Origin of the sequence: Streptomyces sp. NPDC021622 (assembly GCF_040640795.1) — a bacterium.
Lineage (GTDB): Bacteria > Actinomycetota > Actinomycetes > Streptomycetales > Streptomycetaceae > Streptomyces.
Genome location: NZ_JBFACK010000031.1, coordinates 26152 through 50795 on the forward strand (window position 1 = coordinate 26152; position 24644 = coordinate 50795).

Annotated in this window: 20 protein-coding genes; 11 read left to right on the forward strand and 9 right to left on the reverse strand. The window is 70.8% G+C overall.

What is annotated here, in order from left to right; genetic code table 11:
* Positions 1 to 183: 183 nt before the first annotated feature.
* The 9 genes from rimP (at position 184) to AB0G47_RS39865 (ending at position 11995) form a co-directional block, all read left to right on the forward strand.
* Complete coding sequence (gene rimP / locus AB0G47_RS39825) at positions 184 to 684, forward strand: ribosome maturation factor RimP (RefSeq protein WP_360780662.1); 501 nt, start codon at positions 184 to 186, stop codon at positions 682 to 684.
* A 2-nt stretch (positions 685 to 686) separates the two neighbouring features.
* Positions 687 to 1685, forward strand: a complete 999-nt coding sequence (gene nusA / locus AB0G47_RS39830; RefSeq protein WP_360780665.1) for a transcription termination factor NusA — start codon at positions 687 to 689, stop codon at positions 1683 to 1685.
* A gap of 89 nt (positions 1686 to 1774) precedes the next feature.
* A complete protein-coding gene (locus AB0G47_RS39835) occupies positions 1775 to 2065 on the forward strand; it encodes a YlxR family protein (RefSeq protein ID WP_266871192.1) in 291 nt (96 codons plus the stop codon).
* A 145-nt stretch (positions 2066 to 2210) separates the two neighbouring features.
* Entirely contained in the window at positions 2211 to 5360 is a 3150-nt protein-coding gene (gene infB, locus AB0G47_RS39840; protein ID WP_360780668.1) for a translation initiation factor IF-2, read from the forward strand.
* Positions 5361 to 5499: 139 nt separating this feature from the next.
* Entirely contained in the window at positions 5500 to 5793 is a 294-nt protein-coding gene (locus AB0G47_RS39845; protein ID WP_135330982.1) for a DUF503 domain-containing protein, read from the forward strand.
* Positions 5794 to 5825: 32 nt separating this feature from the next.
* On the forward strand, positions 5826 to 6275 hold the full coding sequence (gene rbfA, locus AB0G47_RS39850) for a 30S ribosome-binding factor RbfA (RefSeq protein WP_360780671.1): 450 nt from the start codon (positions 5826 to 5828) through the stop codon (positions 6273 to 6275).
* The gene (gene truB / locus AB0G47_RS39855; protein ID WP_360780674.1) at positions 6272 to 7180 is read left to right on the forward strand and encodes a tRNA pseudouridine(55) synthase TruB; all 909 of its coding nucleotides are present in this window, start codon (positions 6272 to 6274) and stop codon (positions 7178 to 7180) included. Before rbfA ends, truB begins: the two co-directional genes overlap by 4 nt.
* A 239-nt stretch (positions 7181 to 7419) precedes the next feature.
* A complete protein-coding gene (locus tag AB0G47_RS39860) occupies positions 7420 to 10911 on the forward strand; it encodes a trypsin-like peptidase domain-containing protein (protein WP_360780676.1) in 3492 nt (1163 codons plus the stop codon).
* Between the two features lie 115 nt (positions 10912 to 11026).
* Positions 11027 to 11995 (forward strand): bifunctional riboflavin kinase/FAD synthetase, encoded by a 969-nt coding sequence (locus tag AB0G47_RS39865; protein ID WP_360780679.1) that lies wholly within the window; start codon positions 11027 to 11029, stop codon positions 11993 to 11995.
* A 39-nt stretch (positions 11996 to 12034) separates the two neighbouring features.
* Here the strand turns inward: AB0G47_RS39865 and AB0G47_RS39870 are convergent, their stop codons facing one another.
* Positions 12035 to 12235, reverse strand: coding sequence for a hypothetical protein (locus AB0G47_RS39870; RefSeq protein ID WP_360780682.1), 201 nt, complete (start codon positions 12233 to 12235; stop codon positions 12035 to 12037).
* A gap of 175 nt (positions 12236 to 12410) precedes the next feature.
* Here AB0G47_RS39870 and AB0G47_RS39875 point away from each other — a divergent pair, with 175 nt between their 5' ends.
* Positions 12411 to 12614 (forward strand): hypothetical protein, encoded by a 204-nt coding sequence (locus AB0G47_RS39875; protein WP_360780731.1) that lies wholly within the window; start codon positions 12411 to 12413, stop codon positions 12612 to 12614.
* An 85-nt stretch (positions 12615 to 12699) separates the two neighbouring features.
* Here the strand turns inward: AB0G47_RS39875 and AB0G47_RS39880 are convergent, their stop codons facing one another.
* From AB0G47_RS39880 to AB0G47_RS39915, 8 genes are all read right to left on the reverse strand, one after another.
* Positions 12700 to 12897: a hypothetical protein gene (locus AB0G47_RS39880; RefSeq protein WP_266871200.1), complete on the reverse strand. Its 198-nt coding sequence runs from the start codon at positions 12895 to 12897 to the stop codon at positions 12700 to 12702.
* A gap of 181 nt (positions 12898 to 13078) precedes the next feature.
* A complete protein-coding gene (locus AB0G47_RS39885) occupies positions 13079 to 14077 on the reverse strand; it encodes an ABC transporter ATP-binding protein (RefSeq protein WP_360780735.1) in 999 nt (332 codons plus the stop codon).
* A 32-nt stretch (positions 14078 to 14109) separates the two neighbouring features.
* Positions 14110 to 15135, reverse strand: coding sequence for an ABC transporter ATP-binding protein (locus tag AB0G47_RS39890; protein WP_360780686.1), 1026 nt, complete (start codon positions 15133 to 15135; stop codon positions 14110 to 14112).
* A 29-nt stretch (positions 15136 to 15164) separates the two neighbouring features.
* Positions 15165 to 16094 carry an ABC transporter permease gene (locus AB0G47_RS39895; protein ID WP_360780688.1) on the reverse strand — a complete coding sequence of 310 codons (930 nt, stop codon included), beginning with the start codon at positions 16092 to 16094 and terminating at the stop codon, positions 15165 to 15167.
* Complete coding sequence (locus tag AB0G47_RS39900; protein WP_360780690.1) at positions 16091 to 17173, reverse strand: ABC transporter permease; 1083 nt, start codon at positions 17171 to 17173, stop codon at positions 16091 to 16093. Before AB0G47_RS39900 ends, AB0G47_RS39895 begins: the two co-directional genes overlap by 4 nt.
* 3 nt (positions 17174 to 17176) lie before the next feature.
* Positions 17177 to 19087, reverse strand: coding sequence for an ABC transporter substrate-binding protein (locus tag AB0G47_RS39905; protein ID WP_360780693.1), 1911 nt, complete (start codon positions 19085 to 19087; stop codon positions 17177 to 17179).
* Between the two features lie 502 nt (positions 19088 to 19589).
* Complete coding sequence (locus AB0G47_RS39910) at positions 19590 to 23117, reverse strand: SCO5717 family growth-regulating ATPase (RefSeq protein ID WP_360780696.1); 3528 nt, start codon at positions 23115 to 23117, stop codon at positions 19590 to 19592.
* 324 nt (positions 23118 to 23441) lie between these two features.
* The gene (locus AB0G47_RS39915; protein ID WP_360780699.1) at positions 23442 to 23729 is read right to left on the reverse strand and encodes a DUF397 domain-containing protein; all 288 of its coding nucleotides are present in this window, start codon (positions 23727 to 23729) and stop codon (positions 23442 to 23444) included.
* Between the two features lie 272 nt (positions 23730 to 24001).
* Here AB0G47_RS39915 and rpsO point away from each other — a divergent pair, with 272 nt between their 5' ends.
* Complete coding sequence (gene rpsO / locus AB0G47_RS39920; RefSeq protein ID WP_007385095.1) at positions 24002 to 24289, forward strand: 30S ribosomal protein S15; 288 nt, start codon at positions 24002 to 24004, stop codon at positions 24287 to 24289.
* The last annotated feature ends 355 nt before the right edge of the window (positions 24290 to 24644 follow it).

Below are 24644 nucleotides of genomic sequence, written 5' to 3' on the forward strand. Positions count from 1 at the left end.
CTGGCTTCGTACTCGCGAGCGGCTCGGCGCCGGTCGGACGACGGTGCGACAACCGGGCGACGGCCGGACGACAACGGGCCGACGACGGCCACCGGCGGGCGGCAACACCCTTCGGGACCGGATACCCTTTGACCTGACACGCGACGATCCCACAACAGCACACGCGGCCGAGGAGTCACCCGGATGAGCACCACCCAGAGCGAGAGGCTGCGAGAACTGCTGGAACCGCTCGTCAGCTCGAAGGAACTGGATCTCGAAGAGATCGAAGTGGCCTCGGTCGGACGCAAGCGAGTGCTGCGCGTCGTCATCGACTCCGACGACGGCGTGGACCTGGATCAGATCGCGGAGGTCAGCCGCGAACTCTCCGAGAAGCTCGACGAGAGCGACGCGATGGGCGAGGGGGAGTACACCCTCGAAGTCGGCTCCCCGGGCGCCGAGCGCCCGCTGACGGAGCACCGCCACTATCTGCGTGCCGTAGGCCGCCTCGTGAAGTTCCAGCTGACGGAGGGCGGCGACGAGCTGATCGCCCGCATCCTCGAGGTGGACGACGAAGGCGTGGATCTTGAAGTACCGGGCGTGAAGGGGCGCAAGCCCACCGCCCGCAGGCTCACCTTCGACGCGATCGCCAAGGCGCGCGTCGAGGTCGAGTTCAACCGCAAGGACAAGAAGGAAGAGGAGGCGTAGCCGTGGACATCGACATGAGTGCCCTGCGGGGTCTGGTCCGGGAGAAGGAGATCTCCTTCGACCTGCTGGTCGAGGCGATCGAGTCGGCCCTCCTCATCGCCTACCACCGCACCGACGGCAGCTTCCGTCGCGCACGCGTGAAGCTGGACCGCGACAGCGGCCATGTGACGGTGTGGGCGACGGAGGACCCGGCGGACCTCGAAGAGGGCCAGGAGCCCAAGGAGTTCGACGACACCCCGTCCGACTTCGGCCGTATCGCCGCGACGACCGCCAAGCAGGTCATCCTGCAGCGGCTGCGCGACGCCGAGGACGACGCGACGCTCGGTGAGTACGCGGGCCGCGAGGGCGACATCGTCACGGGCGTCGTCCAGCAGGGCCGCGACCCGAAGAACGTCCTGGTCGACATCGGCAAGCTCGAAGCCATCCTGCCGGTGCAGGAGCAGGTGCCCGGCGAGGAGTACCCGCACGGGATGCGCCTTCGTTCGTACGTCGTCCGGGTGGCCAAGGGTGTCCGCGGCCCCTCCGTGACGCTGTCCCGTACGCACCCGAGCCTCGTCAAGAAGCTCTTCGCGCTCGAGGTGCCGGAGATCGCCGACGGTTCCGTCGAGATCTCGGCCATCGCCCGCGAGGCAGGACACCGCACGAAGATCGCGGTCCGGTCCACCCGCTCGGGGCTCAACGCCAAGGGCGCCTGCATCGGTCCGATGGGCCAGCGCGTGCGCAACGTGATGGCGGAGCTGAACGGCGAGAAGATCGACATCGTCGACTGGTCGGACGACCCCGGCGAGATGGTTGCCCACGCGCTGTCCCCGGCGCGGGTCAGCAAGGTGGAGATCGTCGACCTCGCGGCCCGTTCCGCGCGGGTGACGGTGCCCGACTACCAGCTGTCGCTAGCGATCGGCAAGGAGGGCCAGAACGCCCGCCTCGCCGCGCGGCTCACCGGCTGGCGGATCGACATCCGCCCGGACACCGAGCAGCCCCAGGGCTCGGCCGACTCCTGACCGAGTGCCCACCGAGATCTGATCAAGACAACAACCGTTCGATTTTTGCCCCAAAGGGGTGAGGTCGGTACGGGGAGGTAGACTTAATCGTGTCTGGCCGGACGCAAGCCCGCGCATGCCCTGAGCGCACCTGTGTGGGGTGCCGGGAGCGAGCGGCCAAGAGCGATCTGCTGCGCATCGTGGCGAAAAGGGGCGCCTGCGTCCCTGATCCAAGCGGTACGCTGCCCGGCCGGGGTGCCTATGTACACCCCGTCCCGGTCTGTCTCGACCTGGCGGTCCGCCGCCGGGCGTTCCCGAGGGCCTTTCGAGGACCGGGTCCGCTCGACACGGCGGAGTTGCGCCGAGTCGTCGAGTCAGTTGCCCAGCAGGCAACACCGTAAGGAAGGTCGCGCGGAACCCCGCGCGGCCCTGGTATTCCGCGAGTTGGAAGTAGGTCGAGATTGCGATGAGCACTCGATGAGCACGCGATGAGTACGCCCATGAAGTAGCGACGGTCCGGCGTAACCCGGACCTAAAAGGAGCGAAGTGGCTAAGGTCCGGGTATACGAGCTCGCCAAGGAGTTCGGCGTAGAGAGCAAGGTCGTCATGGCCAAGCTCCAAGAACTCGGTGAATTCGTACGTTCGGCGTCCTCGACGATCGAGGCGCCCGTAGTACGCAAACTGACTGACGCATTGCAGCAGGGTGGCAACGGCAAGCCCGCCGCCGCCAAGCCGGGAGCGCCGCGCAAGCAGGCCGCCCCCAAGCCGGCGACGCCGTCGGCACCGTCCCCCGCGCAGGCCGCCCGTCCGGGTCCGGCCGCGCCCAAGCCGCCGGCGCCCAAGCCCGCCGCCGCGGCCGACAAGCCTGCCGCATCGCCTGCGGCTCCCGGCCCGCGTCCCGGCCCCAAGCCGCCGACGCCCAAGCCGGCTCCGGCAGCCCCCGCGGCTCCGGTCACCCCGGCAGCGCCTGCCGCCCCGGAGTTCACCGCTCCGCCGGCCGCTCCCGCTGCCCCGGCCGCCTCCTCGGCGCCGGCCGGTCCCCGTCCGGGCGCCCGCCCGGGTGCCCCGAAGCCCGGTGGCCGTCCGGCCCCCGGCCAGGGCGGTCAGGGTCAGGGCGGTCGTGGCGACCGCGGCGACCGTCAGGGTGGCGCTCCGCGTCCCGGCGGCCAGGGTGGCGCCCCGCGCCCCGGTGGCCGTCCGGCAGGACCGCGCCCCGGCAACAACCCCTTCACCTCTGGTGGCTCCACCGGCATGGCGCGCCCGCAGGCGCCCCGTCCGGGCGGCGCCCCGCGCCCCGGCGGCCAGGGCGGCCCCGGTGGTCCCGGCGGCGCCCCGCGTCCGCAGGGCCAGGGCGGCCAGGGTGCTCCCCGTCCGCAGGGTCAGGGCGGCGCTCGCCCCAGCCCCGGTGGCATGCCCCGCCCGCAGGGTGGCGCTCCGCGCCCCGGTGGCGGTGCGCCCGGCGCCGGTGGTAACCGTCCGAACCCCGGCATGATGCCGCAGCGTCCCGCTGCGGGTCCGCGTCCCGGTGGTGGCCCCGGCGGTGGCCGTGGTCCCGGCGGTGGCGGTCGTCCCGGCGGTGGCGGCGGCGGTCGTCCCGGTGGCGGCGGCGGCTTCGCCGGTCGTCCCGGTGGTGGCGGCGGCGGTGGCTTCGCCGGTCGTCCCGGTGGTCCCGGTGGCGGTGGCGGCGGTGGCTTCGCCGGTCGTCCCGGTGGCGGCGGTGGCCGTCCCGGCTTCGGTGGCCGTCCCGGTGGTCCGGGTGGCCGTGGTGGCACGCAGGGCGCCTTCGGTCGTCCCGGCGGTCCCGCGCGTCGCGGTCGCAAGTCGAAGCGGCAGAGGCGCCAGGAGTACGAGTCGATGCAGGCTCCGTCGGTCGGCGGCGTCATGCTGCCGCGCGGCAACGGCCAGGCGGTCCGCCTGTCCCGTGGTGCCTCGCTGACCGACTTCGCCGAGAAGATCAACGCCAACCCGGCGTCGCTCGTCGGCGTGATGATGAACCTCGGCGAGATGGTCACTGCCACGCAGTCCGTCCCGGACGAGACGCTGAAGCTCCTGGCGGACGAGATGAACTTCGTCCTGGAGATCGTCAGCCCGGAGGAGGAGGACCGCGAGCTGCTCGAGTCCTTCGACATCGAGTTCGGCGAGGACGAGGGTGGCGAGGAACTGCTCGTCGCGCGTCCGCCGGTCGTGACCGTCATGGGTCACGTCGACCACGGTAAGACCCGACTTCTGGACGCGATCCGCAAGACGAACGTCATTGCGGGCGAGGCCGGCGGTATTACGCAGCACATCGGTGCGTACCAGGTCTCTTCCGAGGTCAACGGCGAAGACCGCAAGATCACCTTCATCGACACCCCCGGTCACGAGGCGTTCACCGCCATGCGTGCCCGTGGTGCGAAGTCCACCGACATCGCGATCCTCGTGGTCGCGGCCAACGACGGTGTGATGCCGCAGACGATCGAGGCGCTGAACCACGCCAAGGCGGCCGACGTGCCGATCGTGGTCGCGGTCAACAAGATCGACGTCGAGGGTGCCGACCCGACCAAGGTGCGCGGTCAGCTCACCGAGTTCGGTCTGGTGGCCGAGGAGTACGGCGGCGACACGATGTTCGTCGACATCTCCGCCAAGCAGGGACAGAACATCGAGTCCCTCCTGGAGGCCGTGGTCCTGACCGCGGACGCCTCGCTCGACCTGCGGGCCAACCCGGAGCAGGACGCGCAGGGTATTGCGATCGAGTCCCACCTGGACAAGGGCCGCGGCGCCGTCGCGACCGTCCTCGTCCAGCGAGGCACCCTGCGGGTCGGCGACACCATGGTGGTCGGCGACGCGTACGGCCGTGTCCGCGCGATGCTCGACGACAAGGGCGAGAACGTGGAAGAGGCGGGTCCCTCGACCCCGGTCCTCGTCCTCGGTCTCACCAACGTCCCGGGCGCCGGCGACAACTTCCTGGTCGTCGACGAGGACCGTACGGCCCGTCAGATCGCCGAGAAGCGTGCCGCCCGTGAGCGCAACGTCCGCTTCGCCCGCAAGGGTGTGCGGTTCTCCCTGGAGAACCTGGACGAGGCCCTCAAGGCCGGTCTGGTGCAGGAACTCAACCTCATCATCAAGGGCGACGCGTCCGGTTCGGTGGAGGCTCTCGAGTCCTCGCTGCTCCAGCTCGACGTCGGCGAAGAGGTCGACATCCGCGTCCTGCACCGCGGCGTGGGTGCGGTCACCGAGTCGGACATCGACCTGGCGACCGGCTCCGACGCGATCGTGATCGGCTTCAACGTCCGTGCGGCCGGTCGTGCCGCGCAGATGGCCGAGCGCGAAGGCGTGGACGTCCGGTACTACTCGGTCATCTACCAGGCGATCGAAGAGATCGAAGCGGCCCTCAAGGGCATGCTCAAGCCGGAGTACGAAGAGGTCGAGCTCGGCACGGCGGAGATCCGCGAGGTCTTCCGCTCGTCCAAGCTGGGCAACATCGCCGGTGTTCTTGTCCGCTCCGGCGAGGTCAAGCGCAACACCAAGGCGCGCCTCATCCGCGACGGCAAGGTCATCGCGGAGAGCCTCAACATCTCCGGTCTGCGCCGCTTCAAGGACGACGTCACCGAGATCCGCGAAGGGTTCGAGGGCGGTATCAACCTCGGCAACTTCAACGACATCAAGATCGACGACGTCATCGCGACGTACGAGATGCGCGAGAAGCCTCGCGGCTGATCGACGCAGCTCGAACCGGGGCCGGTCGAGGGGAGGTAAATCCCGTCGATCGGCCCCGGCCGTTCCGTGTACGGTTCTTGTGTCCCTGCCAAGCGGTTGGCGGGGCACGAACCCGAACCGGCGGGACATCCGGACATACATGTATGTGGGGACACTGTCCTTCGATCTGCTCCTCGGCGACGTTCGATCGCTGAAGGAGAAGCGCTCCGTCGTCCGCCCGATCGTCGCCGAACTCCAGCGCAAGTACGCGGTGAGTGCGGCGGAGACCGGGAACCAGGACCTCCATCGCAGGGCCGAGATCGGCCTGGCGATCGTCTCCGGGGAGACGGGGCACCTCACCGACGTACTGGACCGGTGCGAGCGCCTGGTCGCCGCCCGTCCTGAGGTGGAGCTGCTCTCCGTTCGACGCAGGCTCCACAGCGACGAAGACTGATTGCACAGCAAGGCGAAGAAGGAGACGGAGCAGTGGCCGACAACGCGCGCGCGAAAAGGCTGGCGGACCTCATCCGAGAGGTGGTTGCCCAGAAGCTGCAGCGCGGGATCAAGGACCCGCGGCTCGGTACGCATGTGACCATCACGGACACCCGGGTCACGGGTGACCTGCGGGAGGCGACCGTCTTCTACACGGTCTACGGGGACGACGAGGACCGCGCGGCTGCCGCCGCGGGCCTGGAGAGCGCCAAGGGCGTCCTGCGTTCGGCGGTCGGCGCGGCGGCGGGCGTGAAGTTCACGCCGAGCCTCGCCTTCGTGGCGGACGCGCTGCCGGACAACGCCAAGGCCATCGAGGACCTCCTCGACAAGGCCCGGATCTCGGACGAGAAGGTGCGCGAGGTGTCCGCGGGCGCCGAGTTCGCCGGCGACGCGGACCCGTACCGCAAGCCCGAGGACGACGAGGACGGCGACGCCTCTTCATGAGCAACACCAGCAACAAGACGCCGGACGGACTTGTCATCGTCGACAAGCCGTCCGGCTTCACTTCGCATGACGTGGTCGCCAAGATGCGCGGGATCGCCAAGACCCGCCGCGTCGGCCACGCGGGCACCCTCGACCCGATGGCGACGGGTGTCCTGGTCCTCGGCGTCGAGCGGGCCACCAAGCTCCTGGGCCATCTCGCGCTGACGGAGAAGGAGTACCTCGGCACGATCCGGCTCGGCCAGAACACGGTCACGGACGACGCCGAGGGGGAGATCACCTCGTCCGCCGACGCCTCGCGCATCAAGCGGGACGCCATAGACGCGGGGATCGCCAAGCTGTCCGGCGACATCATGCAGGTGCCGTCGAAGGTCAGCGCCATCAAGATCGACGGCAAGCGGTCGTACGCGCGCGCCCGCAAGGGCGAGGACTTCGAGATCCCGGCGAGGCCCGTGAAGATCTCCTCGTTCACCGTGTACGACGTCAGGGACGCCGTCGCCGATGACGGCACCCCCGTACTCGACCTGGTCGTGTCGGTGGTCTGCTCGTCCGGGACGTACATCCGGGCCCTGGCCCGCGATCTCGGTGCGGACCTCGGGGTCGGCGGCCATCTGACGGCGCTGCGGCGCACCCGCGTCGGGCCGTACAAGCTCGACTCGGCGAAGACCATCGACCAGCTCCAGGAGGAGCTGACGGTGATGCCGGTGGCGGACGCGGCCGCCGCCGCGTTCCCGCGCTGGGACGTCGACGAGAAGCGGTCGAAGCTGCTGCTCAACGGCGTGCGGATCGAGATGCCCGGTGAGTACGCCGGTGTGGGCCCCGTCGCCGTGTTCGATCCGGAGGGCCGCTTCCTGGTCCTGGCCGAGGAGCTGAAGGGCAAGGCCAAGAGCCTGGCCGTCTTCGCCTGAGGCCCTCTCGGGCTCGGCACCTTCAGCGTGGAGCGGCGGGCAGCCGCCCGCCGCTCCACGCTTCCCCCTCCCCCCCACCCCAAGGTGTATCCACCGCTCGTCGCCGATTCACCCCATCAGGCAGGCGCTCGGAGTGAACCGAGGGGGCGGAAGGGGGCGCGTTCGCCGCGCGTTCTGTCCCGCTGATCACCGCCGACCTACCGTCGGAAGGACGGGGCGCGTGGCAGGGAGGTTCGGGCATGACGGGACAGGGGGACCCGGCGGCCCTCGACAGGACCCTGGTGCGGATATGCGACCTGGCGGGGCGTCCGCGCGGGACCGGATTCGCCGCCGACGACCAGGGCACGGTGATCACCAGCCACGAAACGGTCGACGGCCTCGCACGCCTCGTGCTGCACGCCGAGGGTGAGCGCGTCTGCGTGGTGACCGCCGATGCCGTGGCGCCTCTCCCGGGAGTCGATCTGGCCCTCGTCCGCACGGAGGGTCTCGGGCTGCGCCCGCTGCCCGTCACCGTGCGCGAGGCCGTTCCGGTCGGCAGCTATGTGCGGATCGCCGCGCGCGGCTGGCGCGAGGCACGCATCCTCGGCCCGGCGTCGGTGACCTACACCGCCACGGACCGCTTCCATCTGGTCGACGCCGCGCTGGAGCTCGCCATCGGCACCGACGGCGCGGACGCGCTGCGGCTCGGCGGCGGGGCAGCGGGCGGCCCGGTCGTCGACGCCTCGTCCGGAGCCGTGCTCGCCGTCCTGGGCACCGCGCTGCACGGCGAGCACAGCTCGGCGGGGATCGCCGTGCCGCTGCGGGACGCGGCGGCCGCCGATCCCGGGGGACCGCTCGCCGAGCTCCTCGTGCGCAACGCGGCGACCGTTCCGGCGTACGGCAGGGATCTCAACCTGGCCGGCGCGCTGCATCTGACGGCGACGTCGCTGGGCTCCGACGGGCCGCGCGCCGCCGTCCTCGAACCGGTCGAACGCCCGGACACGGCAAAGGAGTTGGCGGAGTTCACCGACGGCCCCGCACAGGTGCTCGGCCTGGTCGGCGACCCCGGCACCGGCCGGACCACCGAACTCGTGGCCCTCGCCGCGCGCCGGGCGCGGGGCGCCGAGCCGGCCCCCACGCTGTGGCTGCGCGGTGCGGACCTGCAGGGCGCGGACACGGGCGTGGGCGACGCGGTGGAGCGGGCGCTGGAGCGGGCCGGGCGCATCGTCGAGGCCTCGGAGGACCTGCTCGCCGGGGCGGACGACGGCCTCGGGGACATCTCGGCGGGGCGGGTCGCGCGGCTCGTGCGGGACCGGGGGCGGCCGTTGCTGCTGCTGCTCGACGGGCCCGAGGAGATGCCGCCGGTGCTCGCGCACCGTCTCGCGGAGTGGAGCGACGGTACGGCCGAGTGGCTGCGGGACACCGGTGCGCGGCTGGTCGTGGCCTGCCGCGCGGAGTACTGGGAGCAGGCGGGGGAGCACTTTCCTGCCGAGCTGCTGCAGGAGTGTGTGCGCCTCGGGGATCTGCCCGAGCGGCAGGCGCGGCTCGCCCGGGCGCGGTACGGCATCCCGGAGGGCGCGCTGGCCGCCGCCGACGCCCGCCATCCGCTGGCGCTGCGGCTCCTGTCCGAGGTGCGCGCCGCGCTGCCGGACGCGCCGCCGCCGGGACGGCCAGGGCGCGAGGAGATCTTCGCCGCCTATCTGGACCTGCTGTGCCTGCGGGTCGCGGTGCGGCTCGCTGCTTCGCAGGGGCTGCGGGGCGGGGCGGTGCGGCGGCTCGCGGCGAAGGTATCGGGGCAGGTGCACGAGGCTGCGCGGCGGTGTCTGGGGCCGGGGCAGGGGGAGTTGGACCGGGCTTCGTTCGAGGAGGTGTTCCCGTGGGGGACGGGGTGGGCCTCCGCGGTCCTCACGGAGGGGTTGCTGACCCCTGCGGGGGACGGATACCGCTTCGCGCACGAGGAGGTTGCGGACTGGATCCAGGGGATGCATCTGGATGTGGACGGGGCGTTGTGGTCGTTGGTGCATCGGTACGGGGCGGCTGCGCCGCGGGCCGGGGCGGCGTCCTTGCCGGTCCCCCGCCACCGGATCGGCCCGGTCATCCAGGCCCTGCTGCAGCTGGGCCCTGCCGAACTGGAGCCTCGGCTACGGGAGTTGGCCCGGTTCGGGGAGGGCTCTGTACTGCCCGGTGCATCGGAGCCCGGCAGTGGGCGTTGTGCCCACCCGTTCCGCCGTGCGGAACGCCTGCCCACAACGGAGGCGGAAGGCGTCGCCGCCCTTGCTGTGGGCAATCGTCCCGCAGGGCGGGACGGGTGGGCACAGCCTCCGCTGCCGGGCACCGATGCACCGGGGTGGTGGGCAAGTCACCTGCTGAGCGAGACGCTAGCCAGGGTGCCCGACGCGTCGCCGTACCGAACCCTGCTCGCCGAGCTGGCCCGGCAGGGGCGGTACGACGCCGAGTTCTGGCTCGCCCTCCCCCTCCCGGAGGGCGACCGCTTCGACCTCCTGCGGGACGCGGTGATCCACGACCCCCCGCCCGGCTCCCCGCAGGGCAGCCGCTGCCTAGACGCCGTCGCCGAGCTCCTCGCCCGGAACCCCGCCAAGGCCCAGCCCCACCTGACCCGCTGGTTCACCGACGAACGCCCGCTCGCGGCGACCCCGCAGGCGACCGTCGCCTCCGCCGCCCAGGCCCTGCTCCACACCCACCGGCACCGCGCCATCGATGACCTCACCGAAGCCCTCGTCGACTCCGCACACCCCCGCGCCGACGAACTCCTCGCGGTGCTCGCGGAAGAGGAGCCCTCCGCCATCTGCCGGGCCGTCGACCGCTGGGTCCACGACGAGCGGCCCGCCCGCCGCGTCGCCGCCGTCGCCTACGGCCTGCGCGCCGCCCCGCACGCCACCACCGACGCCGACCGCGAACTCCTGCGGTACGCGGCGTTCGCCCTGCTGGCCCGCCCCGGCGACGAGACCCTGCACGGCGCCGCGCTCGCCCTCCTCATCCGCGACCCACAGACCCGCACCCGCCATCTGCCGCCCGCCCTGCGGCATTTCACCGCCGGGGATCCGCAGCTGCCCGCGAGCGCGCTGGTCGCCGCCTTCGGCACCCACCCCGAGCCGGTCATCGCCGCCTTCCGCAAGCGTCTGTACGGTCCGGGCCCCGCGCCGGGGGACGTCCTGCGCAGCCTGGCCGACGTGACGGCGCCCGGGCTCGCGCGGCGGGTGGCCGATCTCGTACGCGATGTCCTGGAGCTCCGTCCCGACCTGGCGGGGCATGTGGCGGCCTACCTCGATCTCCGTCTTGAGCAGGGGCCGGGCGTCCGCGCCGTCCTCCTGCCGCTCGTGATGGGGCTCCTGAACAGCCGTCCGCCCGCCGTGCGCGCCGCCCTCGCCGCCGCCGTCGCGGCCCCCGGCACCGACGCATCGCGGGCCCTGCGCGGCGAACTGCTCGACGTACTGCTCGACCGGGAGCGGGAGCCCGAAGTCCTGGACGCCGTGCTGTGCGCGGCCGCGGCCGGCGGCGACGAGAGCCGGCTCCGTGCTCTTGTGCACCGCACGGGCCAGCTGCTCGTCCGCACCCCGGACGGCGCGACCTGCTTCGACCGCCGCCTGGTCGAGCTGGCCCGTTCCGTCCCCGGCTTCGCCGCGGCCGTCGCCCGGTGGATGTGCGACGCCCCGCAGGAATGGGCCGCCCTCGTCGGCCCGAGCGCCCGCCGCATGATCGAGAACGTCGCCGGGGCGCGCGTACCGGCGTGAGGTCCGCCACCCCATCCGATGCGATCCGGATCGCGCGGGCATGGCAGTCTTAGACCTGCGCAATGGGCAATGGGACGTACACACACGTACACGGGTTCGGCGAGGAGCAAAGACAGTGCAGCGCTGGCGTGGCTTGGAGGACATCCCCCAGGACTGGGGGCGCAGCGTCGTCACCATCGGTTCCTACGACGGCGTACACCGCGGGCACCAGCTGATCATCGGCCGTGCGGTCGAACGAGCGCGTGAGCTCGGCGTGCCCGCCGTCGTCGTCACCTTCGACCCGCACCCCAGCGAGGTCGTGCGTCCGGGCAGCCACCCGCCGCTGCTCGCCCCGCACCACCGGCGCGCCGAACTCATGGCCGAGCTGGGTGTGGACGCGGTCCTCATCCTGCCGTTCACCACGGAGTTCTCGAAGCTGTCGCCCGCCGACTTCGTCGTCAAGGTGCTCGTCGACAAGCTGCACGCGCGCGTGGTCGTCGAGGGCCCCAACTTCCGCTTCGGCCACAAGGCCGCGGGCAATGTCGCCTTCCTGACCGAGCTCGGCGCGACGTACGACTATGAAGTCGACGTCATCGACCTCTTCGTGAGCGGTGAGGCGGGCGGTGGCGAGCCCTTCTCCTCCACGCTCACCCGGCGCCTGGTCGCCGAGGGCGATGTGGAGGGCGCGGCGGAGATCCTCGGCCGCCCGCACCGTGTCGAGGGCGTCGTCGTGCGGGGCGCGCAGCGCGGCCGCGAACTGGGCTTCCCCACCGCCAATGTGGAGACGCTGCCGCACACCGCCATCCCCGCGGACGGCGTCTACGCCGGGTGGCTGCACGCGCAGGGCGAGGCGATGCCCGCCGCGATCTCCGTGGGCACGAACCCGCAGTTCGACGGGACCGAGCGGACGGTCGAGGCGTACGCGATCGACCGCGTCGGGCTCGATCTGTACGGCCTGCACGTGGCCGTGGACTTCCTGGCCTTCGTGCGGGGCCAGGCGAAGTTCGACTCGATCGACGAGCTGCTCGTCGCCATCGCGGACGACGTGAAGAAGGCCCGCGAGCTCATCGAAGCCGCCGATTCCGGCAACGGCCTCCCGGAGTAGGGGGCCGAAAGCGGGGCTCCCGCCCCCGGCCCTGCGCGCCTACCGGACGTGCGGAAGGGCGACGCTGTTGACCAGCGGGCCTTCGACGGTGACTCCTTCGGTGATCAGCGACTCGACGGGCGGCAGCGGTGGGGCGGGGTTCGCCGTGTGCTGTGCCGCCGAGGCCGGAGCGGTGATCGCTGTGACGGACAGGGCGAGGGCTGCGAGCAGCGTGCAGGTCAGGACGCGGCGATGACGCATGAGGTCTCTGCTTTCTTCCGTGTTCTTCCGGTTTCCCCGGCGTCCGACGACCCGTTCGTATGATCGTCAGTGACTTCTTGGTCGTGCCCGGGGTTACGCACGACGAGCGGGCAGCGACCGGCGGCCCGCACATGCACGGTCCAAGGAGGCTGCAATGAACGGCAGTTGGGTGCAGATGACGTCCCGTTGGGCGCTGGTCGCGGCGATGGCGGTGGTGCCATCCGCCCTGTGCTCCGGCGCGGCACACGCGGATGAGACGCACGCGAACTCGCACAACGCGCCCAGGGTCGCGCTGATCAACACCGGCCAGATCGATGACCCGTTGGAGGACGTGCTGGAGCACACCCTCAACTTCGGGGACGGATACAGGTGGGACTGACGGGGTGAACTGCTCGTGGTCGCACCGTACTTGCGCGGGTTCCCGGGCGGCCGCGCAAGTACGTCACGATGCGGGGGTGTTCAGGTCACGGGGCGAGGCACGCCGTGCCCGGCACCTCGGAGGGGACGCCGGGGCTGGCCGGATCGACGAGCGAGGTGACGTCGCCGGCCGACTGCGCCACGCAGTCGACGGTCCCGACGGGGTCCGGGACGGCGCTGGCGGGCACGGCGAGGGCCCCCATCAGTGCGAAGGCCCCGAGGATGACGGCGGCGGAACGGCGCATGGAAATCTCCTTCATTTCAGTGGAGTTGGAGTTGCTCACGGTCCGTCATTGGCCCGGAGCACTCTGTGACTCCCCAGCGCTCACGCCCGATAGGCTCCGTATCACCCGAACGTGGAAGAGGTAACGATCCGCCGCCTCAGGGCGTCGCTCCGCCCTTCCCGCAAGGCGGTACAACCCCCGGTCAGACCCCGGACGCGCTGACGTCGGCCGTCGCCCAATGGCACGCCACCTGCGTCTCGCCGGCGCCGGACAGCACCGGCAGATCCTCCGTCCGGCAGCGGTCCGCGACGCCCGCCCGCTCTGCCTCGCCGGAGGCAAGCACCTGGCAGCGGGCGTGGAACCGGCAGCCGCCCGGGATGCGGGACGGGTCCGGCGGCTCGCCCGCGAGGACCACCGGATCGCCGGGAGCCTCCGGGAGGACCGACAACAGGGCCTGGGTGTACGGGTGTTGGGGCGAGGTCAGGACCTCCTCCACCGTGCCCGTCTCGACGATCCGGCCCAGGTACATCACCGCCACGCGGTCCGCGATGTTCCACGCGAGGCCCAGGTCGTGCGTCACCACCAGTGCGGAGAGGCCGAGTTCGTCGCGCAGGCGCAGCAGCAGGGCGAGGATCTCGCCGCGTACGGAGGCGTCGAGCGAGGCCACCGGCTCGTCCGCGACGATCAGTTCGGGCTCCAGGACCAGCGCGCCCGCGATGACGACGCGCTGGCGCTGACCGCCCGACAGCTCGTGCGGATAGCGCAGGAAGAACCGCTCCGGCGGGCGCAGTCCGGCCCGCGAGAGCGCGTCGGCGACCGCCGCCTGCTCGTCACCCCCGTACCCGTGGATGCGCAGCCCCTCGGCGACCGCCTCGTACACGGTGTGGCGGGGATTCAGGGAGCCGCTGGGATCCTGGAGCACCAGCTGGACGCGCTTGCGGTACGCCTTGAGCGCGCGGCCCGAGTAGTCCAGCGGCTTGCCGCCGAACGTCACCTTCCCGGAGGTCGGCGCCACCAGGCCGAGCAGCGAGCGGGCCAGCGTCGTCTTGCCGCAGCCCGACTCGCCGACCAGGGCGACGATCTCGGCGGGCTTGATGTCGAGGTCCACGCCGTCCACCGCGCGCGCGGGCGGCGCGCCGCGGCGGCCGGGGAACGTGATGTGCAGATCGCCCGCCGAAAGGAGGGGCTCGTCGGTGGTCATGCTGCGCCGCTCCTCGGTGCTGGGGGTCTCGGTCACGGTGTACGCTCCGCCGTCGCCGGCGCCGATGTCGGCTGCGCCGGGAGCTGAGAACCCGCGTGTACGCAGGCCGCCCGGTGCCGGGGGCCCGCGTCCCGCAGCACCTGGTCCTCCGTGGTGCAGGAGTCCAGGGCGACGGCGCAGCGCGGATGGAACGTGCAGCCCGTGGGGAGCAGGGACGGGTCGGGCGGGTCGCCGGGCAGGCCGCGCGGCGCGAAGCGCGACGCCGTGTCGCCGATGCGCGGGAAGGCCGCCGAGAGGGCCTTTCCGTACGGGTGCTGGGCGTTCTCGTAGACCTCGGAGGCCGGGCCCTCCTCGACGACGCGGCCCGCGTACATCACCGCGAGCCGGTCGCAGGTGTCGGAGAGCACCGCGAGGTCATGGCTGATCATGATCAGGCCGAGGTCCTGCTCGGCAACCAACTGCTCGATCAGGCGCAGGATCTGAGCCTGGATCATCACATCGAGGGCCGTCGTCGGCTCGTCGGCGATGATCAGCCGGGGGTCGCAGGCGAGCGCCATCGCGATCATCACGCGCTGGCGCTGGCCGCCCGACAGCTCGTGCGGATAGGCGTCCGCGCGGGCGGCCGGCAGACCCACGTGTTCGAGCAACTCCCCGGCCTTCTTCTTCGCGCCCGCCGGCGTCGCCTTCTTGTGCAGCAGGATCGGCTCGGCGATCTGGTCGCCGATGCGGTGCACGGCGTTGAGGGAGTGCATCGCGCCCTGGAAGACGACCGATGCGCCCGCCCAGCGGACCGCGCGGACCTGGCCCCACTTCATGGTGAGGACGTCCTCGCCGTCGAGCAGTACCTCGCCGGTCACCTTCGTCCCCGCCGGCAGCAGCCGCAGCAGGGCGAGCGCGAGCGTGGACTTGCCGCATCCGGACTCGCCCGCGACGCCGAGCTTCTGGCCCGCGTCGACCGTGAGGTTCACACCGCGCACGGCGGCGGCCCCGGACGCGTACGTCACTTCGAGATTTCTTACGTCGAGGAGGCGCTGATCCGCTGCCTTGGTCTCTGCCACCTTGGTCTCCGTCACCTTGTTCGATCCACTCAACGGGAGACCCCCAGCCTGGGGTTGAGCACGGACTCCACGGCGCGCCCGCACAGCGTGAACGCGAGCGCCACGACGGCGATGGCCAGGCCGGGCGGGGCGAGATACCACCAGTCGCCGGCGCTGACCGCGCCCGCCTCGCGCGCGTCCTGGAGCAGCCCGCCCCAGGAGACGACCGTCGGGTCGCCGAGGCCGAGGAAGGCCAGGGTGGCCTCGGTGAGGATCGCGTTGGAGATGACGAGTGTGGTCTGCGCGAGGACGAGCGGCATGACGTTGGGCAGCACGTGCCGGCCCATGACATGGCCGTGGCCGCCGCCGAGAGCCTGGGCGCGTTCGATGTACGGGCGCGACTCCACGGCCAGGGTCTGGGCGCGGACCAGACGTGCGGTCGTCGGCCAGGTCGTCACGCCGATCGCCAGGATGATCGTCCAGATGGACTTGGACATCACCGAGGCGAGCGCGATGGCGAGCACCAGCGTCGGCATCACCAGGAACCAGTCCGTGACGCGCATGATCACGGTGGCGTACCAGCCCTTGAAGTGCCCCGCGGTGATCCCCACGATCGTGCCGATGGCCACCGAGAGCACGGCGGCGAGCAGCCCGACGGTGAGCGAGATCCGCGCGCCCCACACCAGAAGCCCGAGCAGATCGCGCCCGAACTGGTCGGTGCCCAGGGGGAATTCGCCGCTCGGCGACTCCATGGGCTTGCCCGGCGCGTCGGTCACGCTCTGCGCGTCCGAGCCGACGAGGAGCGGCGCGAAGACGGCGACGAGCGCGAACACGACGAGTGCGGCCAGGCCGAAAAGACCGGCCCGGTGCGTGCGGTACTCGCGCCAGAAGCGGGCGACGGAGTGGCGTCTGCGGGTCCACGCGAGCGCCCGCGGGCTCTTGGCGACCGGGACGTCGGTCTTCGTTGCATCGGTCGTCATCGGCCCACCCTGGGGTCGAGCAGCGGATAGATCACGTCGGCCAGGGTGTTCATCAGGATCACTGCGGCGGCGAACACGAAGAACAGACCCTGGACGAGCGGCAGGTCGGGCACGCTCAGCGCGGAGTAGAAGAGCCCGCCGAGCCCCGGCCAGGAGAAGACGGTCTCGACGAGGATCGCGCCCGCCACCACCGTGCCGAGGTTCACGAACATCAGCGTGACCGTGGGCAGCATCGCGTTCGGGACGGCGTGCCGACGGCGTACGAGATCGTCCCGAAGCCCCTTGGCGCGGGCCGTCGTCAGATAGTCGCTGCCCATCTCGTCGAGCAGCGAGGAGCGCATCACGAGGAGCGTCTGTGCGTAGCCGACGGCGACGAGCGTGATGACGGGAAGCACCATGTGGTGCGCGACATCGATGACGTACGCGATGCCGGTCTCGCCGCCCGATTCGAGCCCGCCGGTCGGGAAGAGCCCCGGAATGGGGCCCGCACCCACCGAGAAGGTGATGATGAGGAGGAGACCGAGCCAGAAGGACGGCACGGAGTAGAGGGTCAGCGCGAGGCCGGTGTGCACGCGGTCCCCGAGCCCGCCGTTGCGCCAGGCCGTGCGGGTGCCGAGCCAGACGCCGATGAGGGTGTAGAGGACGAACGCGGTGCCGGTGAGAAGGAGCGTCGCGGGCAGCGCGTCGGTGATCTTGTCGATCACCGGGGCGTGGAACTGGTACGAGGTGCCGAAGTCGCCCGTCAGCGCGTTGCCGCAGTAGTCGAAGAACTGCGTCATCACCGGCTGGTCGAGGCCGAACTCCTTGCGCATCGCGGCCAGTTGCTCGGCCGAGACGCGCTTTCCGCCCGTCATCTGCTTCACCGGGTCGCCCGGGATGAGACGGAACAGGAAGAAGCTGGTGACGAGGACGGCGAACAGCGAGACGGCGGCGCCGCCCAGCTTGCCCGCCACATACTGGAGATAGGCGCGGGTGCCCGGGGCCCGGGGGCCGCGGCCCGACGGCCCGGCGGGTGCCGGATCGTCGGTCGCCGCGGCGCCCTCGGTGTCGAGCAGTGCGGGATTGCTGTCAGCGGTCATGCGTTACTCGCGGTCCTCTGCGGTCGAACGGCGGCGCAGGGCGAACAGGACTCCACCGCCGACGAGCACCACCGCGGCGGCGGCGATACCGATGATGACACCGGTCGAGCTTCCATCCTTGGAGGAACTCTTCCCATCCGCGGGCACGGCGGACCACCAGCTCCAATATCCGTCCTGGCCGTAGATGTTGCCCGCGGCCGTCGGCATGGTGGTGATGGACTTGATCTGGTCCGTGCGGTAGGCCTCCACGGCGTTCGGGTACGCGAGCACGTTCATGTACCCGGAGTCGTAGAGCCAGGACTGCATTTCCTTGACGGTCTCGGCGCGCTTGGCCGGGTCGTAATCGGCCAGCTGCTTCGCGTAGAGGTCGTCGTACTTCTTGTTGCAGATGAAGTTGTCGGTGGCGGCGCTCTCCTTGGCCTTCTTCGGGAGCGCGGCACAGGTGTGGATGCCGAGCACGAAGTCCGGGTCGGGGTTGACGGACCAGCCGTCGAAGGCGAGGTCGTACTCACCCGCGTACCAGGGCACGGAGACGTCATCGAGGCAGTTGACCTTGAGCCCGACGCCGAGATCCCCCCACCACTCCTTCAGATACTTGCCCACGGCCTTGTCGTTCGGGTCCGTGGCATGACAGAGGATGCGCAGGTCGAGCGGCTTGCCGTCCTTGCCGACGCGCTTGCCGTCGCCGTTCTTCTTGTAGCCGGCGTCGTCGAGGAGCCGGGCCGCCTTCTTCGGGTCGTACGCCAGTTCCTGGTCGGCCGAGGGCTTCCAGGCGTAGTCGGAGAAACGCGGCGGAATGTAGCCCGCGCCCTCGACGGCCTGCCCCTGGAACACCTTGTCGACGAGCGCCTTCCGGTCGACGGAGAGGAAGAGCGCCTGACGGACCTTCTGGTCGAGGAGGGCCGGATGGCCGTCGCCGAACTTCTTGCCGTCCAGGGTCTTGGCGCCCGGGTTGGTGGCGATGGCGAAGAAGCGGCGTCCGGGCCCCTCGTTGACCTTGACGTTCTCTTCGTTCTTGAGGGAGGCGGCCTGCGCGGGAGTGAGCGCGGGCTGTCCGGCGACGAACGACACCTCGCCCTTCCTGAGGGCGGAGACGGCCGCGTCCTGGTCCTTGTACGTCTTGAAGACCAGCTCGTCGAACTTGGGCGCGCCGCGCCAGAAGTCCTTGTTGGCCTTGAGCTTCACGTACTGGTCGACCTTGTAGTCCGTCAGGATGAACGGGCCGTTGCCGACGACGGGGAAGTCCTTGTCGTTGTTGAACTTCGAGATGTCGTCGACCTTCTCCCAGACGTGCTTGGGAACGATCGGCACATCGAGCGCGGCCATCGTGGCCTGCGGCTCCTTCAACTCGATGACCAGCTTGGTGGGGCTGGGCGCGGTCACCTTCTTGAAGTTGGTGACGAAGTTGGAGTTCGAGGTGGCGGTGCCCTCCTTGGACATCACCTTGTTGAACGTCCACGCGGCGTCCTCGGCGGTCGCCTTCTTGCCGTCCGACCACTTGGAGTCGTCCCGGATGGTGTACGTCCAGGTCAGCTTGTCGGCGGAGGGCTTCCAGTCGGTGGCGAAGCCGTCGATCGCCTTGTTGTTCTTCGCGTCGTAGTTCGTCAGGTACTCGTACGTGAGGCGGTGGATGCTGGTGCTGAGCAGCCGCTGCGCGAGGAAGGGGCTGAGCGAGTCGACGCTCTGCGCCACGGCGACGGTGAGGACCTTCTTCCCGCCGTCGGCCTTGGCCTCGGCCTGCTGGGGCGCCGGGTTGAGCGGCGTGGCGAGGCCTGCGGTGAGGGTGAAGGCGGCGGCTGCGGATGCAAGGAGGATGCGGATCCGGCGGGGGTCGCGGGTGCGGCTCGTGCTCCGTGGTGGTGCCTTCGCCGGGGTGTGGGACCGTACTCTGCCGTGCTGATCTTGTGTGTCCATGGGTCGGTGACCTCGCGTCATCACTCGCACAGGGATGGCTAGTTGATCAAGTAACGCCAGCTGGTTGATGTGTGTGTCTACCAGCGCCAGTCTGCGTCAGTCAACGGCAGGTGAACCCCATGTGGCCTGCGGAAATAACGAGTTGACCCGGATTTCATCCGCATTGGTCAAGACCTGTGAAGCGTGGCTGGTCGGGGGGTGGCGGTGGGGGGAGGGGCAGGTGGGGGGCGGTCGGTGGGGCGGTGGTCCTGGGGGCGTCCGCGGCACCCCCCACCTTCCCCAACCCCGCGGTACCCCCCACCTTCCCAAACCTGCGGCACCCCCACCTCCCCATCCACCTCGGCGAGCCGCCCCGCTGCCGTCCGTTGCTGTGGGCAGGCGTTCCGCAGGGCGGAACGGGTGGGCACAGCCCCAGCTGCCGGGTGAGCGATGAACGAGGCGGCTGGGAAACGGGGAGGGCCCGCACCGAGGAGCGGTGCGGGCCCAGTTGGGTCAAGTGAGGCTACTGCTGGGGAGGCTGCGGCGCGTCCGGCGCCTGGGGCTGGCCCGGCTGGAACGGGGCGCCGGGCTGGTACGGCTGACCGGGCTGCACCGGCTGCTGCGCCTGTGCGGGGGGCAGTTGCCCAGGCTGCGGCTGGCCCGGCTGCGGTTGCGGCTGAGCCTGGTACGGCTGCTGCCCCGGCCCCTGCGGCGGACCCGCGTTCTGCCACCCCTGCGGGGCGCCCGGCTGCGGGTACGGCTGCTGCTGCACCGGCGGCTGAGGCTGCACCGGCTGCTGCGGCTGAGGCTGTTGCGGAGCGTACGGCTGCTGCTGAGGCTGCTGCGGAGCGTACGGCTGCTGCCCCGGCACGGGGTAACCCCCCTGCCCCGGCATCGGCGGAGCCACAGTCGGCGGCGGATTCCCGTCCGAAGTCCACAGCCCCTGCTGCTGCTGAGCCCGCACGAAGTCCTCGGCCACCAGCGCCGAGAGGTTGAAGTACGCCTCCCGCACCTTCGGCCGCATCATGTCGAGATCGACCTCCGCACCGGCGGCGAGGTGCTCGTCGAACGGAATGACGACAACGCCCCGGCACCGCGTCTCGAAGTGCGACACGATGTCATCGACCTTGATCATCTTTCCGGTCTCGCGCACTCCGGAGATGACGGTGAGGGACCGCGACACCAGATCGGCGTACCCATGGGCCGACAGCCAGTCCAGCGTCGTGGACGCGCTGCTGGCCCCGTCCACGGACGGAGTCGAGATGATGATGAGCTGGTCGGCGAGGTCGAGAACACCCCGCATGGCGCTGTAGAGCAGCCCGGTGCCCGAGTCGGTCAGGATGATCGGGTACTGCTTTCCCAGTACGTCGATGGCGCGCCGATAGTCCTCGTCGTTGAAGGTGGTGGACACGGCCGGGTCGACGTCATTGGCGATGATCTCGAGCCCGGACGCGGCCTGCGAGGTGAACCGCCGGATGTCCATGTACGAGTTGAGGTACGGGATCGCCTGGACGAGGTCACGGATGGTGGCCCCGGTCTCGCGCCGGACGCGGCGCCCGAGCGTACCGGCGTCGGGGTTGGCGTCGATCGCGAGGATCTTGTCCTGCCGCTCGGTGGCGAGCGTGGAGCCCAGCGCGGTGGTGGTGGTCGTCTTGCCGACGCCGCCCTTGAGGCTGATGACGGCGATGCGGTAGCAGGACAGCACCGGGGTCCGGATCAGCTCCAACTTCCGCTGCCGCTCGGCCTCTTCCTTCTTGCCGCCGAGCTTGAACCGCGAACCGCCGGACGCGGGCCGGCTGCTCTTCGCCTTCGGCTTGGTGTTGCGCAGCAGCCGGTCGGAGGAGAGCTCGACGGCGGCCGTGTACCCGAGGGGCGCGCCGGGGTTGGTGCGCTCCCGCTGATCGTGCTGCACGGCCTGCGGCCAGGCGGCACCGGTACGGGGGTCGATCGGCGGCTGCGGCTGCGGCTGCTGCTGGCCGGGCTGCGGGGCCTGCGGCTGCTGCGGCTGAGGCTGCTGCTGGGCCGGAAGCGGCTGCTGTGCCTGCGGCTGTACGGGGGCCGGGGGCTGGGCCGTTGCCTGCGGGACGGGCAGGTTGGGGGTGGGGTTCGGGTTGGCCGGGGCGACGGGCTGCTGCGGCTGCGGCTGCGGCTGTGCGCCGGCGGGCGGCAGCGGCTGCTGTGCCTGCGGCGCGGGCGGCTGCGGGAACCCGTAACTTCCCTGCGGGGCAGGGGAGTTGGGGTTGGCGGCGGGAGCGGGTGCACCCTGCTGTGGGAAGCCGTAACTGCCCTGCTGAGCAGGGGCGACGGGCGCGGGAGCCGGGGCAGGCGCGGGATTCGGCGCAGGGGCGGGGGCAGGCGCAGGGACCGGAGCCTGGGCCGCCGCTTGCGGGAAGCCGTACCCGGTCGGCGGCACGGGCGCATCGGCGGCAGGTGCGGGCGCGGGAGCCGGAGCAGGCGCCGGCGGAACCGGAGTCGGAGCAGGAGCAGGAACCGGAGCACCGGCCTGCGGGAACCCATACCCACTCGGCGGCACAGGAGCGTCGGCAGCCGGAGCGTTCGCGGCCGGTGCCGGTGCCGGTGCCGGTGCCGGAGCCGGAGCCACGGGCCCGGTGGGCGCGGGCCAAGCGTGCGGCGCGGGCTGCGGAGCCTGCGGCTGAACAGGCGCGGGGGCCGGCGCGGCCTGCTGCGGAACCTGCGGCTGCACCGGCTCGGGAGCGGGCGCCGGCTCCGCGGGCGACTCGGCCTGCGCGGGAACCGGCCACTGGGGCGCGGAAGTAGGCGCTGCAGGCTGGAAGGCGGGCGGCAGCGGCGGCAGCCCACCGTGCGGGGCGGGCGGGGGAGTCCAGGAGGGCGGCACCGAGTCCTGCACGTCGTCGACGGGCACGGCGGGCACGGCGTCCTGAGGAGCGATGCCCTCAGGAGCGGCATCCTGCGGACCGGAATCCTGCGGACCGGCATCCTCCGGAGCAGCGTCTTCAGGGACGACGTCCTTCGGGGCGGCGTCCACCGGAACGGCGTCGCTGATCTCGGCGGAGCCGTCGAGCCCATCGACGTCATCGAGCCCCCCGACACCTACAAGGGCATCGGAATCGCCATCGCCACCGTCGCCGGCCCCATCAACATCAAGATCAAGGGAGGGCGGAACAGAGTCGGACACCGCGTCCTCATCGCTGCCTTCGTCGCCACCACGGTCACCGAGACCCGCAACGGGCTCAACGACAGAAACAGAAGAGGACTCATCCTCGGAGGGGGACTCCTCCGCAGCAGCCTCAACCTGTCCCTCAAGGCCGCCGCCATCACCTACGTCACCCGCATCCCGCTCAACCTCAACCTCAACGTCCTCGGAGGTCACGTCAGCGGACGCGGCGGGAGCCTCATCCGCCTCCGCGGCGGCGGCCCGCTCCTCGATCTCCCGCTTCAGGGCGACAGCGGAGAACCGCATGGTGGCGCCACTCTCAAGATCGCCACTGCCAAGGTCCTCGGAAACGGACTCATCCTCGGCCGGGGCCACAGGCTCAGGCGCAGTCTCAGGCTCAGGCTTCGGAACGACCCCAGTCACATGCACGGAAGAGGCCACACCGGCAACGGCACCACTCCAGTCGGCGGCACCCCCCGAGGGCGAAACACCTTCGGAAGAATCGGAAGAAGGTGCAGCGGGCTGCGGCTGGAACCCGCTCCCCACAGGCAGCTTCGGCACAGCAACAGGCGGCCCGACGGGCGGAACCGGAGCAGCAGACGGAGCGGAAGCGGCTGGCGGAGTGGAAGCAGCCGGCGGAGTGGAAGCAGCCGGCGGGGCAGAAGCAGCCGGCGGGGCAGAAGCAGCCGCCGGAGCGGAAGCAGTCGCCGGAGCGGAAGCAGCCGGAGGCTCAGCAGCAGCCGGCGGCGCCGACGGAGTCTCCCCCGCGCTGCCGGACGCATTCTGCGTGTACCAGGCGGGCGGGGCGTAGTCGATGGTGAACTCGCCCGTCGTCTCGGCAGCGGACTCCGCGTCGGACTGATCATCGACGGGTGAGTCCCAGCCCCCGCGGATCTCGTCCCGATCGCTGTTCACAATGCCTCCTGGTGTGGTCGAGCACCCTCGTGCCGTGGTGGGGGGCGACCGTTCCTGTCGTCCGATCCGCCTTGGCTCTCCCCGTGAGAGACGCGAACGACCCGCTCGCGGGTTCTTGAGTCGCGCCCTGTCCCAGCCTAATCACCAAAAGCACCAGCACGGCAGGGCAGCCCGCCCCCCGAACGCTGTCCTTTCCATCACGCCCGACCCCGAAGCTCTCCGCACCCTCAAAAGGCCGTGGCCAAACCACCCCAACAGGCACCAACAGGCATCAACAGGCGGCAAATCAAGACGTCTTGCCGCAACACCACCGGAGCGGCGCGACTACTCCGCCAACGCCCCGCCATTACGAGGAGACGGCTCCAGATCGAACTCCCCGTCCCGCGCCCCGAGTACGAACGCCCGCCACTCCGCCTCGGTGTACCGAAGCACTGTCTCCGGCTCGACGGACGACCGCATGGCCACGGCGCCCGCGGGGAGGTACGCGATCTCGACCCGCTCCTCGTGCGTCTCGGTGCCCGGCGCGCTGTGCCACTCGACGTCGGAGATGTCCAGGGCGTAGAGCTCGTTCTTCTCGCGTTCCTTGCGGGCCTTCTCCTGGGCGTCGGTCATAGTGGAACGGTCCCTTCGCGACGTACGTATGAGCTGTCGGCCCACAGTACTGGCGTGCTCCGCCGCTGTTCAGGGGTTTGCCAAGCCCCTGTCAGCCGTCCGCGGACCGCCTGGTACCCTGTGTAACGGCCGTATGTGTACGCGCCCCCGGATCACCTCGAAGAGGACCTGGAGGCAGCGCCCAGCGGACCTCGCCTCCCGAGTAACGGAAGCTCCCCTGAGACTTAGACCAGGGGCACTCGGTGGCCACGTAAAGACTACGAGGAGTAAGCGTGTCGCTCGACGCCGCTACGAAGAAGCAGATCATGACCGAGTTCGGCCAGAAGGAGGGCGACACCGGCTCCCCCGAGGTCCAGGTCGCCATGCTCTCCCGCCGCATCTCGGACCTGACCGAGCACCTCAAGACCCACAAGCACGACCACCACTCCCGTCGTGGTCTGCTGATCCTGGTCGGTCAGCGCCGCCGTCTGCTGCAGTACCTGGCCAAGAAGGACATCCAGCGCTTCCGTGCGCTGGTGGACCGTCTGGGCATCCGTCGCGGTGCGGCGGGCGCGAAGTAAGACATCGTGAAGGGAGCGGTTCCCCACGCAAGAGGGGGCCGCTCCCTTTGCTGTATGCAAGCGTGCCGTACGTGATGTACGCATGCTCTACGTGCGAAGTGTCACCGGCCCTTTGTAGTCTGGTCGCACAACGTCATACGCACACCCATACCGGACTGGGCAGAATCGGACTGCACGGTTCAAAGACGTAACGGCGTCGCACGGAGCGACGAGACGACGTCACACGAACGAGGAGAAGCGCACCTCGAGGAACGCCGCCGCCGGTCCTCGGTAGTGGCCCCCGGGGTACGGCGAAAGCTAGAGCGTCGAGGAGAACTCGCGCATCGAGCAATCGCGTACCGCCCGGGTGCTTCGA